Source organism: Delftia sp. WSY_7, from assembly GCF_043104845.1.
Classification (GTDB): domain Bacteria; phylum Pseudomonadota; class Gammaproteobacteria; order Burkholderiales; family Burkholderiaceae_C; genus Comamonas; species Comamonas tsuruhatensis.
On the sequence record NZ_JBICLB010000015.1, the window covers coordinates 26,311 to 39,960 of the forward strand.

Consider the following 13,650-nt stretch of genomic DNA (forward strand, 5'->3'; position numbering starts at 1 on the left):
TGCACAGGCCATCCAATCCATGAATCGACAACGAGGGAATGCAACGTGAATCTGGACGAGCTCGTCATCTATGTCTGGGAAGGCCAGGCCGACATCGCCGAGCGGGTGGAGCGCTGCGTGCTCAACCTGGGCGTGGACGTGGTGCGCGCCGACGGGCTGACCCTGCCCGCCGACACCAGCGAGCTGGGCAATGCGATCGCCGTGGTCAGCGTCTCGGTGCTGGAGGGCGCGCGCTTCACGCGCCAGGGCGTGGAGGGCACCTTCGGCATGCCCGTGCTGTGGGTCAGCGCCAAGCAGCGCGACGCCAACGCCGGCACCTATGCCATGGAGTACTCGCATGTGCTGCCCTTCGACTTCACGGGGGCCGAGCTGCGGGCCATGCTGGTGCGCATCCTGCGGCGCATGCAGAGCAACCAGCGCCAGGTGCAGCGCTCGGAGGACATCATCGCCGTGGCCGACTGCATGCAGCGCCTGCTGCGCGACGTGGACACCTTTGCCGACTGCGAGCACAGCGTGCTCATCATCGGCGAGACCGGCGTGGGCAAGGAGCGCATTGCCGAGCGGCTGCACGAGCGCAACAACCGCTACGGCCAGGGCCCCTTCGTGGTGGTCAACTGCGGCGCCATCCCGGACGGGCTGTTCGAGTCCCTGTTCTTCGGCCACGCCAAGGGCTCGTTCACGGGCGCGGTCAATGCCCACAAGGGCTATCTGGAGCAGGCCAACGGCGGCACGCTGTTCCTGGACGAGATCGCGGACCTGCCGCTGTACCAGCAGGTCAAGCTGCTGCGCGTGCTGGAAGAGCGCGCCATCACGCGGCTGGGGTCGGCCGCCGCCGTGCGGCTGGATTTCCGGCTGGTGGCGGCCACCAACAAGCCGCTGCGCGGGCTGGTGCGCGAGGGACGCTTCCGGGCCGACCTGTTCTTCCGCCTGGCCGTGATCGAGCTGCAGATCCCCAGCCTGGAGGAGCGCGGCGAGGCCGACAAGCTGGCCATCTTCCACGCCATCCTGCACAAGGTAGTGGGCGAGGCCACGATGAAGGAGCTGGGCGAGCCGCCCTTCTTCATCCTCGACGCCGTGGCCCAGATGTACTTCCCCGGCAATGTGCGCGAGCTGCGCAACCTGGCCGAGCGCATCGGCGTGGCCGCCCGCCAGACGCGCGACTGGAACGCCGACGGCGCCACGCAGCGCATCCTGCAGCACGCCCAGGCCCTGTCGGCCACCACCTTCCCGCCGGACGCGGGCGCCGCCGAGCCCCTGCTGGCCGACCGCAGCAACTGGGACATGGACGAGCGCAACCGCATCATCGCGGCGCTCAACACCAACGACTGGAAGCGCCAGAACACGGCCCAGCACCTGGGCATCAGCCGCAAGGTGCTCTGGGAAAAGATGCGCAAGTACCAGATCAGCGACGGCGAGCCCGAAGTGCCCGTGCCGGGCTGAGCACGCCCTCCGACACATCCCATCCCCCCACGCCATGGAGACCTCCACGAACATGCAGGACAAGCCGGTCATCATCTTCGTCAGCGCCGTCTACCCCAGCCAGTACAGCCTGCTGTGCAGCCACCTTCGCGCCAGCGGCGCGGCCGACAGCTGGTTCATGACCATGCCCGGCCATGCCGAGAACTACGCCAGCCAGTGCGACCACCTGCTGTCGTTCCGGCCCGATGGCGACATCGTCGGCCCGCAAAGCTACTACTACTCCAGCAAGGTGGAGCGCTCGGCGCGCATAGGCCGCGGCCTGCTGCAGGGCCTGCAGGCCTTCGAGAAGGAAAAGGGCAAGCGCATCGACGTGGTGGTCGCCCACTCGCTGTGGGCCGCGCCCAACCTGCTGTACGGCGAGATCGATGCCGCCATCGTCAGCTACATCGAATTCCCCAGCTACCGCGTGCACGGCAACGAGCCCGACTACCCGCCCGACCTGTCCCAGCGCCTGGCCGACCGCAACATGGAAATGCTGCACTACCACCAGGTGCTGTGCAGCGACCTGACCATCGCGCCCAGCGCCCATGCGCGCTCGCTGTTCCCGCCGCTGCTGCAGGAGCGCGTGGCCGTGCAGTTCGAGGGCTTCGACATCCAGGCGCCCGACGAGCAGGCCGAGCCGCCGCCGCGCCAGGACACGCGCTTCACCGTGGCCTTCTCATCGCGCGACCTGTCCAGCTCCAAGGGCTTCGAGACCTTCATGCGCCTGGTCGACCGCCTGGTGCGCGAGGGCGATGGCCAGCAGATGCGCTTCATCGCCCTGGGCGACCCCACGGCCGTGACCTATGGTTACGAACAGCAATGGGTGGAGCGCCGCTACCAGGGCAAGGTGGCCAGTTTCCGCGACCATCTGCTGCAGATCCACCCGGCCGCACAGGTGGTGGAGTTCCCGGGCAAGCTGCCGTACGACGAGTTCGCGCGCACCCTGGCCTCGGTGGACCTGTTCCTCTACCCGTTGCGCTACGGCGTGGCCAACTGGGGATTGATGGAGATCCTGGCGCGCGGCGGCTGCGTGATCGGATCGAACTGGGGCTTTGTGCCGGAGCTGGTGCAAAACGATGTCAACGGCCTGCTGCTGCCCGACAGCGACGACGCCTGGATCGGCGCCATCCGCCAGCTGCGCGACGACCCGGCCCGGCGCCAGCGCTACAGCCGGGCCGCGCGCGAGACGGGCAAGCGCTTTCACATCTCCAACGTGGCACCGCGCTTCATGGACCTGTTCCGCCTGGCCATGGCGCGGCGCAGGGCGAGCCCGCTGATGCTGGAGTAAGGTGCAGCGCGGGCCGGGCTCGGCCTGCGTTCAGGTGCGGGCCCTTGCGCGCCTAGGCGGCGGACAGCGCCGATGCAGGGGCCCCGACAGCCCCGACAGTGCCGACGGCCCCGCCAGTCCCGCCGTCGGCAGCCGAAAGAGCCGTCACGCGGTCCATGCCACTCCAGCTCAGGGCCATGCTCAGTGCCATGTCCAGCGCGTCGCCCTCCTGCGCCTCGGACGCCTGCAGCACCTCCAGCACATCGGCCACGCACACCACCTGGTCGAGCAGCCCATGCAGCGATGGCCGGGCTATGAAAAACCCCTGCACGCCATGCGCCCCCGCAAGCGCCACGGCCTCCATGCCCTGGGCGGACTCCACGCCTTCCACGATCACGCAGGCGCCGCGGTCGGCGCACAGGCTGATCAGGCCCTGCAGCATCCGGGCCGACGGCCGGGCCTGCAGGCTCTGGTCCAGCACGGACTTGTCGATCTTGACGATGTTGGCGCGCAGCTTGCCCAGGATGTCCAGGCCGCCGCGCCGGGGAACGATATCGTCCAGCGCCACGCGCACGCCCAGGATCTGCAGGTGCCGCACCAGGCCCAGCGCGGCCTTCTCGCAGGGGAAGACACTGGTCTCGGTGATCTCCAGCACCAGGCGCTGGGCGATCTCGGGCCGCTCCTCCAGATAGTCGAACACGCCTTCCCACCAGGCCTCGTCGCAGAACGAGGCGGCCGACAGATTGCAGCCCAGGCTGTGGCCGGTCTTCATCTCCAGCGCCCCTATCACCGACCACAGCACGCTGCGGTCCAGCCGCGCGGCCAGGCCCAGCCGCTCCAGCGCCTCGATGGCATGGGGCACGGCATAGTTGTCGTAGGCAGAGAACACGCTGCGGCGCAGCAGGCACTCGTGGTAGAGCGTGCGGCCCGTGCCGGTCCCACTGCCTCCCCCTGCCATGCCCCCGGGCTCCAGCAGCGTCACGGGCTGGAATGCCAGCGCCAGATGGCCCAGCCGCAGATCGTCCAGCAGGCGGCCCGCCAGCTGCATGTCGGCCTGGTAGCCCTTGATGAGCCTGGCGGGCATTCTGCGCACCGCCATGTCCTGGCCGCCCGCCGTGGCGTGGCCCTTGCCGCGTATCTCGTGCAGCCCCGCGAAGGAGACGCAGCCCAGAGCCTGCACCTCGGCCCGCAGATAGGCCTGGCGCGAGCCGTGCACCACGGGCTCGCTCACCAGGGCGGACTCCAGCGCATGCATCCAGCCATGCCGGGCATGATGGCCGGGCAGCACCGTGTCGGCCAGCGTGCGGGGGTCGAACCCGCGAACCAGCAGCGTATCGCCCGCGCGCTCCAGCGATTGGGCATCGATGCCCAGGCCCTTGAGCCGGTCCATGCAGGCCTGCATGGCCTCGTCGCAGAAACCGTTGCCATAGACGCTGCGCCAGGCCTGCAGGGGCGGCAGCCAGATGGCCAGATCCAGGGGCATGTCGCTGTGCGAGGTTTCGATGATGTCGTGCATGGTGAGCGCCTTCGTTCAACGGCCTGCAATGGGTTGTGAATAGCAGTGAAATCCGATCGCCCTGCGCCCCCGGCCGGCCGGCCCGCCGCCGAGCATGCCGGCATCCACGGCCGACAGCGCCAGGTCCACATGGCCGGCCACCAGGTCAAAGACCACCGAGCAGGCATCCGCCTTGCGGCTGAAATACGCCAGCGTGGCATCCGTTCCGCCAGCAAAGCTGCCCAGCAGCGCCTGCCCGTCCTGCTCCTGGAACACCGCCTGCGCGCTGCCCTGCTGCGGCACGATGACCCGGTCGCCCTGCTGCAGCAAGGCGCCGGCCTGCGCCACGATCACATCGCTGCGCCGCACGATGCGCACGCCCTCGCTCACCCGCGTGAGCAGCGCCACCGGCGCCGCCTGCGCCACCTGCGCATGGGGGCTTCCGTCGCCCGCCTCGCGCGCAGCGGTGCGCGGCACGGCGGCAGACGCAAACGACGCGGGCACGTTCAACGGCTTGCTGCGCGCCCTTTCCGGGTAGGCGCGCAGTCGCGGCAGGGGCATGCCTGCAAACGACAACGAGACAGCGGCCATGGTTTCTCCTCCGAAAGACAGCGATCAATGGGGCGGCCGGCGCAGCACACGGTTTTCCAGACACTGCGACAAGCTTTTTGCATCCTGTTGCAACAAGCGTGCCATGGGCCTGGACGTCTTCATCCAACGCAAAGCCATCTGTAACCTATTGATTTATTTGGGCACCCAAGCACAACCACCACCGTGTCACCCTGCGGCGTTACGTGCGATGTCACGTAACGCCGGCACGCCACGGCGTTACTTTCACGGCGGCCGCGCAGGACGACGCTGCCCTGGCTGCCAGGCGCGGCCCCCCTTTCGGTGTATGTTCCAGCGCATCACTTCAGGAGCCGGCCCTGTCCCCGCAAAAGTCCATCCAACGGGATCTGGTGGTCCTCTGGCTCACCATCTCGGCCGTCGCCCTGGTGCTGGCGTGGCTGCTGTTGCTGTTGACCCGGCAGGGCACCGAACCGCAGATTGCCCGCGCCCGCGACGCCGCAGGCGTCAGCTGCAGCGCGCTGCAGGCCGGGGCCGCGCGCATGGGGCTGGCGGGGCTGACGGCAGACACGCCATCTGCCCAGGCCCGGTCCGCCGCGCAGGCCGTGCTGGACCTGGCGCTGCGCGAGCGCCCCGGCATGGAGGGCGGCTTCTGGCGCGAGGGCCCCGGCGTGGTGGCCTATGCGTTTCCCACCTATGACGGCTCCGGCATCAAGCGCGATGCGCCCAGTGCGGAGATGGAGCGCATCGCCTCCACCGCCCAGCGCGCACGGGACAGCGCCGGGCTGGTGACCGACCTGCGCCCCGGCCTGCGCGAGGCGGTGGTCTTTGCCGCCTGCCCGGCCCAGGCCGATGCGCCCGCCCTGGTGGCCTGGACGCTGATGCGCGTCCCCCTGATCAGCGCCGACGTGGTCAACCCCCTCATCCTTGCCGTCAGCCTGCTGCTGGGCATGGTCCTGGTCTCGGGCCTGTGGCTGGGCAGAATGCTGCGGCGCTGGCAGCGGCAGTCGGCACAGATGGAGCAACAACTGCTCGGCGCCGAACGGCTGGCCACCCTGGGCCGGCTGTCGGCCGGCCTGGCGCACGAGATCCGCAACCCGCTGGGCACCATGCGCATGAAGGCCGAGAACGCCCTGGCCGCGCCCGAGCCACTGCGGCAGGCCCGCAGCCAGGGCGCCCTGGAGGCCGTGCTGGCACAGACCGCGCGCCTGGAAGACCTGGTATCGAGCCTGCTGGCCTTGACCCAGCCCTTCCGCGTGCACCCGGAGCCCGTGGACCTGCAGCAGCTGCTGGACGAAAGGCTCCAGGCCCATGCAGAAATGGCCCAGGCCAGCGGCGTGCAGCTGGCAACGGCGGTGTCCACCGGCCTTGCCCGGGACCTGCAGGAAGGGCGCCGCCCGCTGCTGGACCCCGCACAGATGGCCCGCGCGCTGGACAATCTGCTGCTCAACGCCCTGGCGCACACGGCGGACGGCGGCCGGGTGGAACTGGGCGCGGACCGGGACGCCAAAGGCTGCCTGCGGCTGTGGATTGCCGATGACGGCACCGGCATCGCGGCCGAACTGCGCGACACGCTGTTCGAGCCCTTCACCACCGCACGCCCCGGCGGCACCGGGCTGGGATTGGCGCTGGTGCGCGAAATCGTCCAGGCCCACGGCGGCCGGATCGCCCTGGCCAAGACTGCACAAGGCAAGACTGCACAAGGCACCCGCATAGAAATGGAATTTCCATGGCCCGCATCCTGATCGTGGACGACGACACGGCCTTCCGTGAAAGCCTGGCCGAGATGCTGGGCGACCTGGGCCATGGGGTCAGCCAGGCCCCGACCGTGGCGGCGGGGCTGCAGATCCTGCAGGCCGGGTCCGTGGATGCGGCCATCGTGGACCTGCGCATGCCGGGCGAGGACGGCCTGGCCTTCCTGCGCAAGGCCCGCGGCCTCTCGCGGGCGCCCTGCATCATGCTCACGGCCTACGCCAGCGGCGGCAACACCATCGAGGCCATGCGCCTGGGCGCCTTCGACCACCTGACCAAACCCATCGCCCGCACCGCCCTGGTTGAGGCCCTGGACCGCGCGCTGCAAGGCGCAGGGCCGGCCCAGGACTGCGGGGACGGCCAAGCCGGCCAGCCGCAGATGCATGACGATGGTGAACTGGTCAGCGGCAGCGAGGCCATGCGGCAGGTCTTCAAGCGCATCGGCCTGGCGGCGGACAGCGACGCCACCGTGCTGGTGCTGGGCGAGACCGGCACGGGCAAGGAACTGGTGGCACGCGCCCTGCACCGCAACAGCGCCCGGGCGGAACGCCCCTTCGTGGCCGTCAACTGCGCCGCCATTCCGGCAGACCTGATGGAAAGCGAACTCTTCGGCCATGTGAAGGGCGCCTTCACGGGCGCCGTCAGCGACCGCGCAGGGCGCTTTCGCGAGGCGCAGGGCGGCACGCTGTTCCTCGATGAAGTGGGCGACATGCCGCTGCCCACGCAGGCCAAGATCCTCCGGGCGCTGCAGGAGCGCGAGATCACGCCCGTGGGCGCCAGCCGGGCGCTGCCCGTGAACGTGCGCATCATCGCGGCCACGCACCGCGACCTGCCGGACGCCGTCAGGCAGGGGCGCTTTCGCGAGGATCTCTGGTACCGGCTCCAGGTCGTGCCCGTGCACCTGCCGCCGCTGCGCGAGCGCCTGGGCGACGTGCTGCTGCTGGCCGAGCATTTCCTGCGCCAAGGCGGCGGCACCTCGCCCAAGCGCCTGGGGTCCGACGCCGCGCGCCTGCTGCTGGCGCACGACTGGCCCGGCAACGTGCGCGAGCTGCGCAACGCCATGGAGCGCGCGGCCCTGCTGTGCCCCGGGCCGGTCATCGGGCCCGAGCACATCGGCCTGCAGCCTGCGGCGGCGAACGGCCCCGCCATCGACTGGAACGGGCCGCTGGCCCCCGCCGTCGCCCAGCTGGAACGTGAAATGGTCACGCGCGCCCTGGCCGCAACCATGGGCAACCGTGCCGAGGCCGCACGCCGCCTGGGCCTGTCGCGCCAGCAGTTGTACCGCAAGCTCGCGGAGTTCGGCCTGGGTTGAGGCAGCAGCGGGCACAGGCGCCGCCTGCGGTGTCCGGATGGGTGACACCCCCTGTCGCCATCTCGGACACATGGCCCGCATCAGCGACCGCAAGCCCTTGATTTCATGAGATTTCCGGATGGCATGGCGCTTGCGTTGGACTGTGCATGTCCATCGCCAACCCAGGAGCCATCATGACCCGTCTCACCCTTTCTTCCGCCGCCCTGTGGCTGGGTGCCAGCGCACTGAACGCGCATGCCGCCCCGCCCCTGCCTGCCCACTGCCCTGGCGCACCCCACGCGGCCATGCCGCACGCGCAGGCCGTGCTCGAGAGCCCAGTCGCCCGGCTGCTCACCAACCCTTACGGGGAAGTGGACGGGCTGCGCCTGACCGACGGCACGGTGGTCCGGTTCCCGCCCCACATGGCCGATGCGCTGACGACCGCCGTGAAGGTGGGCGACACGGTGCGCATCATCGGCCGCAGCGAAGCCGGTGGTGCGGTCAAGGCCGACGCCATCGTGAACACCGCCACCGGCCAGACCGTGTATGACCAGCCACCGGAGCCCGGCCGCGCCCGCCCCATGCCCCCGCACCTGCGCATGGCCGGACTGCAGACGCAGCAGGCCCAGGGCCGCATCGAGGCCGTTCTCACCGGCCCGCGCGGCGATGCCAACGGCGTCATCCTGTCCGACGGCGCCATCGTGCGCTTTGCCCCCCATGCGCTGCAGCAGCCGCTGCAGCCGGGGCAGCTGTTTGCCGCCTCGGGCCTGGGCACGCGCAACGCGCACGGCACCTCGCTGGAGGCCACCAGCATGGGTGCCAGCCTGTCGGACCTGCAGCCGCTGTACGACCGCGCGCGCTGACGCCACCGCCCGGTCCCCGGGGCCGGGCGGGTTCCTGCCCCTTCCTGGTTTCCTGCTTCCCTGCTGCCCTGCTCTCCCGCTTTCACCGAGCCCGCCATGTCCCCCAAGTTCGCCCCCGTCCTGCTGCTGCTGATCTCCAACGTCTTCATGACCTTCGCCTGGTACGGGCACCTGAAGTTCGAGAACCGGCCGCTGTACCTCGTCATCCTGGTGAGCTGGCTGATCGCGCTGGCCGAGTACTGCTTTGCCGTGCCTGCCAACCGGCTCGGCCATGAGGTCTACAGCGCGGCCGAGCTCAAGACCATCCAGGAGGTGATCACGCTGGTGGTCTTCGCCGTTTTCTCCGTGCTCTACCTGGGCGAGAAGCTCACCCTCAACCACCTGGTGGGCTTCGGCTTCATCTGCCTGGGCGCCTTCTTCGTGTTCAAGGGCCCCTTGCGCTAAAGGAAGCCGCCATGCACCGCACACACCACCATGCGCGGCGCTGGCTGCCCGGGCTCAACTTCTTCCTGGCCGATGTGCGCGACGGCCTGGGCCCCTTCCTGGGCGTCTTCCTGCTCGCCCAGGGCTGGCGGCTGGACGACATCGGCTACGTCATGGCCCTGGGCGGCATCACGGGCATGCTGGCCACCACGCCGCTGGGCGCGCTCGTCGATGCCTCGCGCCGCAAGCGCAGGCTGCTGGCAGCGGCCATCGCCCTGCTGCTGGCGGGCAACCTGGCCATCTGGATCGCACCGTCGCTGGCCGTGACGGCGGCATCGCAGGTCATCACCGGCGTGGTCGCGGCCTTGATCGCCCCCTGCCTGCTGGGCATCACGCTGCAGATCACCGGCCATGCGGACCTGCCCCGGCAGCTGGGCATCAACGAAGCCTGGAACCACGCCGGCAACGTGGCCACGGCCGCACTGGCGGGGGCCATGGGCCTGCGCTGGGGACTGCCTTCCGTCTTCGTGCTCATGGCCCTGATGGGCTGCGCCTCGCTGGCCTGCCTGGCGCTGATGCGGCTGGATGAAACCCCGCAAGGCACGCCGCCCCCAGAGCAGGCCGGGCCTTGCGCACCCGGCCTGCTGCACGTGCTCACGGGCACGCCGGCGCTGCGGGTGCTGGCCGTGGCCATGCTGCTGTTCCACCTGGGCAATGCCGCCATGCTGCCGCTGCTGGGCCAGGCCGCCGTGGCGCGCGGCCATGCCAACCCCAGCGGCTTCACGGCGCTGACCATCATCGTGGCGCAACTGGTCATGATCCCCATGGCCCTGCTCGCCGGGCGCCACGCCCAGCGCAGCGGCTACTGGCTGCTGGTCAAGGCGGCCCTGCTGTCGCTGCCGCTGCGCGGCCTGGTCGCCGCCACCTGGGACTCCGACTGGGCGCTGATCCCCGTGCAGGTGCTAGACGGCGTGGGCGCCGGGCTGCTGGGCGTTGCCCTGCCGGGCCTGGTCGCGCAGACGCTGCGCGGCACCGGCCACGTCAACGCAGGCCTGGGCGCCGTGATGACGCTGCAGGGCCTGGGCGCGGCCGCCAGCCCGGCACTGGCGGGCTGGATCGCGCAGCGCTTCGGCTTTGATGCGGCCTTTCTTTCGCTGGGCGGCATCGCGGTGCTGGCGCTGGCGCTGTGCTGGTTCGGCGCACCGTCCGAACACCGGGCGGCCCGTCTCCAGCCCAAGGCCTGAGGACCGGCAGGGCACGGCTCACTTTCGGAGCACCTGGACACATTTGGGGGCCTGGAAACATAGGAGAATTCCTAGGACCCGAACCAGAACCCGCGCCATTGCGGACTTGCCTCCCTGCGGCCAGCGCCTGCCGCCCCCGAATGACAGTCAAGAACAAGAAGCCTTCCGCGCGCAAGCGCAGTTCCTCCCCCGCCTCCAAGAAGAAAGCCTCCGGCCGCAGCGGACTGTGGCGCTCCGTGATCGCCGCCGTGGTGGCGGCAGCGGGCACCTTCCAGATCGCCAGCTGCAGCCTGGACCCGAACTGGCATCCCAAGCTGCCCGAGCCGCCCCTGCTGTCCACCCTGCCCATCCCCGGGCTGGAGCACCTGCGCAAGCAGCCGGAGACAGGTTCGGGCACGGCCTCCGGTGGCGCCAGCCCGCCTGCCGGCAGCCTGGCCACGGGCTTTTCGCACTGCCGCGATTTCTTCCCCGGTGGCGAGCCCCCTGCCCTGCAGGTCCAGCCCCTTCAGCGCGAGCTGTGCTTCAGCGCCTTCGCCGTGCTGCACAGCGGACAGACCAAGACGCCCGTCTTCGTGGTGGAGCGCCTGAACCGCCAGTTGCTGGAGCAGGGCCAGGGCCTCAAGCGCAGCGACAAGTTCTATGCCGATGCCCGCCTGCCCCGCGCCGAGCGTGCCGAACTGGACGACTACCGCCGCTCCGGCTACTCGCGCGGCCACATGGCGCCGGCCGGCGACATGTACTCGCCCGAGGCCATGGCCCAGAGTTTCAGCCTGGCCAACATGGTTCCCCAGGACCAGACCCACAACGGCGGCGTCTGGAGCAAGGTCGAGCAGGACACGCGCCGCTACGCCCAGCGCGCCAAGGGCGATGTCTACGTCTTCACCGGGCCGGTGTTCGACGGCCAGCCCCTGACCATCGGGCCGGGCAAGGTCCATGTGCCCAGCCATATCTTCAAGCTGGTCTACGACGCCAGCACGGGGCGGGCCTGGGCGCACTGGCAGGCCAACAGTGCGGATACGCGGATGAGTGCGCCCATCAGTTATGAGGAGTTCACTCGGAGGACGGGGATGCCGTTGTTGGCGGGGGTGATGAGGGGGCGCAGCTAGTCTTCTGGCGTGGGCCAGGGAACTGTTTCTTGCCCCTGCCGGGGGGTTGTTTTTCGAGGCCGGGTCTCGGCCCGGCGGCCGACTGCCCTTTCTTGATTCGCCAAGAAAGGTCAGATCAAAGAAGGCGACCCGGATGTCCGCGACCCTCCGCTTCGCTGCGGGCAACCTGCGTCGTGGCGGTTGCGGGGTTCGCTGCGGAACTCGCTTTGCGCTTCGCGCGCCGCTCAAACAACCGCAGCGAGTCAGATCACGAAGCAGTCCTGTCCTTCGGCAGGACTGCAACCCCGCAACCGCCACGCCGCAGGCGCTGACATACGGGGGGTGGAGAAGGGGCGCGCTGCGCGCTGCTGGCGCTGCGGCTCAGGGGGTTACCGTGCGCCGGTCCAGAACCTTGTCTATCAGGCCCCATTCGCGGGCTTCTTCTGCGGTCATGAAGCGGTCGCGGTCCAGGTCGCGTTCCACCTCTTCGTAGTTGCGGCCGCAGTGCTGGGCGTACAGGCGTGTCACGCGGTCCTTGGTGCGCAGCATTTCCTCGGCATGGATGCGGATGTCGGAGGCCTGGCCCTGCACGCCGCCCAACGGCTGGTGCACGTGCAGGCTGGCGTTGGGCAGGGCCATGCGGTGGCCGGGCTCGCCGGCCATGAGCAGGAAGGAGCCCATGGAGCGCGCCGTGCCCATGCACAGCGTGTGCACGGGTGACTTGATGAACTGCATGGTGTCGTACATGGCCAGCCCGCTGGTGATCACCCCGCCCGGCGAGTTGATGTAGAGGTGAATGGGCTTGTCCGGGTTCTCCGCCTCCAGGAACAACAGTTGCGCGCAGACCAGGGCAGAGACCGCATCGTTGACCTCGCCGTTGAGAAAGATCACGCGGTCGCGCAGCAGGCGCGAGTAGATGTCGAAGGACCGCTCTCCGCGCGCCGACTGTTCGACAACCATGGGGACGAGCATCATCGATTCGCGCATGGGCGAACTCCTGTGTGTGGTGGTGAAAAAAAGAAAGGGCTGCGGCCCTGCGCCGCATGCCCCGTTGCCCGGGGTCCTCAGGTCGCGTGTATCAGGTCAGGTGCATCAGGTCGCGTACATCAGGAAGCCGCCGTCGTTGGCCGCTTCCCTGGCGGGCTGCAACCGCGCATCGGTCAGCACATGGACGATGCGCAGCAGCGTGCCGCCATCGGCGCCGGGGCTGATCTGCAGGTCCACCGTGCTTTCAAGAAAGGGAGGCTCCGCCTCGCGCAGCCGCAGGCGCAGTTCCTGCTGCGGCACCTGCCGCAAAGGCTCGGCATGCTCGGTGCCCGGCAGCCACTGCGCGCGCAGCTCGGGAATGCTCAGGGCGCGCCAGACCTTCTCGGGCGGAGCGTCCAGCGCGTACTCCTGCACCAGCTCGCGGGCCGCATCGTCGGTGTCCATATTGCTCATCTTGTTCATTGGTCCATGTCCTTGAGCAGGCCCTTGAGTGCATCCACGCGCTGCGGCCAGTAGGCGCGGTACTTCGCCAGCCAGCCCGCAATCTGCGCCAGCCCTTCGGGATCGACCTCGTAATGCATGAAGCGCCCCTGGCGCTGCTCGCTCACCAGCCCCGCATTGCGCAGCACGGCCAGGTGCTGGGACATGGCCGACTGGCTGATCTCCATCCCCTCGCGCAGCGCGCTGGCATGCATGCTGCCAGCGGCCAGCTTCTCGAAGATGGAGCGGCGCGTAGGGTCGGCCAGGGCCTTGAAGATGTCGTTCTCGGGCATGACGACACTTTAGCAACCACTTATTTTAAATGCAAGCAGTCCATGAATAACGTGCCTTCCGACCAGCTTTGGCATAGACCGCACCCTGCGCCAGACGTGGGTGCCTCCAAAAATTGCTCTCTGCCCCACACGACCACGCCAAAGTGAACATTTCTGGACGAACTCCATTGAACTGATCGATGAAAGTGTCTACGTGGCACCGAAAAATGCCACGTTCTCAACTTCATTGGAGACTCCATGACCAAGCCATCCGTTCGCCGTAGTGCGCCTGCGCCCGGCAACCAGCCCAAATCCCCCATCACCCAAACGGCGGTTTCCCGTATTCAAAGCGCCGTTGCAATCAAGAGCGGCGGTAGCGTGCCCAAGGGCTCGTATGTTGGTCGAATGCAACAAGCCATCGCAAAAAAGCAGAAATGAAATTCCCGACACATCAATCAAGGAG

14 protein-coding genes are annotated in these 13,650 nt (G+C 69.0%); 9 read left to right on the top strand and 5 right to left on the bottom strand.

Annotated features, from left to right (window positions below):
- Window positions 1-45: 45 nt before the first annotated feature.
- On the top strand, window positions 46-1,440 hold the full coding sequence (locus ACF8ME_RS07405; protein ID WP_016450343.1) for a sigma 54-interacting transcriptional regulator: 1,395 nt from the start codon (window positions 46-48) through the stop codon (window positions 1,438-1,440).
- 34 nt (window positions 1,441-1,474) lie between these two features.
- Window positions 1,475-2,749: a glycosyltransferase gene (locus ACF8ME_RS07410; RefSeq protein ID WP_392415888.1), complete on the top strand. Its 1,275-nt coding sequence runs from the start codon at window positions 1,475-1,477 to the stop codon at window positions 2,747-2,749.
- Window positions 2,750-2,801: 52 nt separating this feature from the next.
- On the opposite strand, the gene ACF8ME_RS07415 is transcribed toward ACF8ME_RS07410, so the two are convergent.
- A complete protein-coding gene (locus tag ACF8ME_RS07415) occupies window positions 2,802-4,244 on the bottom strand; it encodes an EAL domain-containing protein (protein WP_392415889.1) in 1,443 nt (480 codons plus the stop codon).
- Between the two features lie 15 nt (window positions 4,245-4,259).
- Entirely contained in the window at window positions 4,260-4,814 is a 555-nt protein-coding gene (locus ACF8ME_RS07420; protein WP_043792335.1) for a hypothetical protein, read from the bottom strand.
- 368 nt (window positions 4,815-5,182) lie between these two features.
- Between ACF8ME_RS07420 and ACF8ME_RS07425 the strand changes: the two genes are divergently transcribed.
- From ACF8ME_RS07425 to ACF8ME_RS07450, 6 genes are all read left to right on the top strand, one after another.
- On the top strand, window positions 5,183-6,535 hold the full coding sequence (locus ACF8ME_RS07425) for a sensor histidine kinase (RefSeq protein ID WP_392415891.1): 1,353 nt from the start codon (window positions 5,183-5,185) through the stop codon (window positions 6,533-6,535).
- On the top strand, window positions 6,520-7,854 hold the full coding sequence (locus tag ACF8ME_RS07430; RefSeq protein ID WP_392415893.1) for a sigma-54-dependent transcriptional regulator: 1,335 nt from the start codon (window positions 6,520-6,522) through the stop codon (window positions 7,852-7,854). The genes ACF8ME_RS07425 and ACF8ME_RS07430 overlap by 16 nt, the downstream gene beginning before the upstream one ends.
- 173 nt (window positions 7,855-8,027) lie before the next feature.
- Window positions 8,028-8,696, top strand: coding sequence for a hypothetical protein (locus ACF8ME_RS07435; protein ID WP_392415895.1), 669 nt, complete (start codon window positions 8,028-8,030; stop codon window positions 8,694-8,696).
- A 96-nt stretch (window positions 8,697-8,792) separates the two neighbouring features.
- Window positions 8,793-9,140: a DMT family protein gene (locus tag ACF8ME_RS07440; RefSeq protein ID WP_392415897.1), complete on the top strand. Its 348-nt coding sequence runs from the start codon at window positions 8,793-8,795 to the stop codon at window positions 9,138-9,140.
- Window positions 9,141-9,151: 11 nt separating this feature from the next.
- Window positions 9,152-10,363, top strand: a complete 1,212-nt coding sequence (locus tag ACF8ME_RS07445) for an MFS transporter (protein ID WP_392415899.1) — start codon at window positions 9,152-9,154, stop codon at window positions 10,361-10,363.
- Window positions 10,364-10,503: 140 nt separating this feature from the next.
- Entirely contained in the window at window positions 10,504-11,469 is a 966-nt protein-coding gene (locus ACF8ME_RS07450) for a DNA/RNA non-specific endonuclease (RefSeq protein ID WP_392415900.1), read from the top strand.
- 360 nt (window positions 11,470-11,829) lie between these two features.
- Here ACF8ME_RS07450 and ACF8ME_RS07455 read toward each other — a convergent pair whose 3' ends face one another.
- From ACF8ME_RS07455 to ACF8ME_RS07465, 3 genes are all read right to left on the bottom strand, one after another.
- The gene (locus ACF8ME_RS07455; protein WP_392415902.1) at window positions 11,830-12,435 is read right to left on the bottom strand and encodes an ATP-dependent Clp protease proteolytic subunit; all 606 of its coding nucleotides are present in this window, start codon (window positions 12,433-12,435) and stop codon (window positions 11,830-11,832) included.
- 105 nt (window positions 12,436-12,540) lie between these two features.
- Window positions 12,541-12,897, bottom strand: coding sequence for an SRPBCC domain-containing protein (locus ACF8ME_RS07460; protein ID WP_392415904.1), 357 nt, complete (start codon window positions 12,895-12,897; stop codon window positions 12,541-12,543).
- Window positions 12,894-13,208, bottom strand: a complete 315-nt coding sequence (locus tag ACF8ME_RS07465) for a helix-turn-helix transcriptional regulator (RefSeq protein WP_012203973.1) — start codon at window positions 13,206-13,208, stop codon at window positions 12,894-12,896. The genes ACF8ME_RS07460 and ACF8ME_RS07465 overlap by 4 nt, the downstream gene beginning before the upstream one ends.
- Window positions 13,209-13,445: 237 nt before the next feature.
- Between ACF8ME_RS07465 and ACF8ME_RS07470 the strand changes: the two genes are divergently transcribed.
- The gene (locus ACF8ME_RS07470) at window positions 13,446-13,625 is read left to right on the top strand and encodes a hypothetical protein (RefSeq protein WP_133074249.1); all 180 of its coding nucleotides are present in this window, start codon (window positions 13,446-13,448) and stop codon (window positions 13,623-13,625) included.
- Window positions 13,626-13,650 lie beyond the last annotated feature (25 nt).

Excerpts from the sequence above, each read along its gene's own strand:
- ACF8ME_RS07460 (WP_392415904.1), bottom strand. The coding sequence starts at position 12,897 with ATGAACAAGATGAGCAATATGGACACCGACGATGCGGCCCGCGAGCTG.
- ACF8ME_RS07445 (WP_392415899.1), top strand. The coding sequence starts at position 9,152 with ATGCACCGCACACACCACCATGCGCGGCGCTGGCTGCCCGGGCTCAAC.
- ACF8ME_RS07410 (WP_392415888.1), top strand. The coding sequence starts at position 1,475 with ATGGAGACCTCCACGAACATGCAGGACAAGCCGGTCATCATCTTCGTC.
- ACF8ME_RS07450 (WP_392415900.1), top strand. The coding sequence starts at position 10,504 with ATGACAGTCAAGAACAAGAAGCCTTCCGCGCGCAAGCGCAGTTCCTCC.
- ACF8ME_RS07470 (WP_133074249.1), top strand. The coding sequence starts at position 13,446 with ATGACCAAGCCATCCGTTCGCCGTAGTGCGCCTGCGCCCGGCAACCAG.
- ACF8ME_RS07420 (WP_043792335.1), bottom strand. The coding sequence starts at position 4,814 with ATGGCCGCTGTCTCGTTGTCGTTTGCAGGCATGCCCCTGCCGCGACTG.
- ACF8ME_RS07440 (WP_392415897.1), top strand. The coding sequence starts at position 8,793 with ATGTCCCCCAAGTTCGCCCCCGTCCTGCTGCTGCTGATCTCCAACGTC.
- ACF8ME_RS07415 (WP_392415889.1), bottom strand. The coding sequence starts at position 4,244 with ATGCACGACATCATCGAAACCTCGCACAGCGACATGCCCCTGGATCTG.
- ACF8ME_RS07435 (WP_392415895.1), top strand. The coding sequence starts at position 8,028 with ATGACCCGTCTCACCCTTTCTTCCGCCGCCCTGTGGCTGGGTGCCAGC.
- ACF8ME_RS07455 (WP_392415902.1), bottom strand. The coding sequence starts at position 12,435 with ATGCGCGAATCGATGATGCTCGTCCCCATGGTTGTCGAACAGTCGGCG.
- ACF8ME_RS07430 (WP_392415893.1), top strand. The coding sequence starts at position 6,520 with ATGGCCCGCATCCTGATCGTGGACGACGACACGGCCTTCCGTGAAAGC.
- ACF8ME_RS07465 (WP_012203973.1), bottom strand. The coding sequence starts at position 13,208 with ATGCCCGAGAACGACATCTTCAAGGCCCTGGCCGACCCTACGCGCCGC.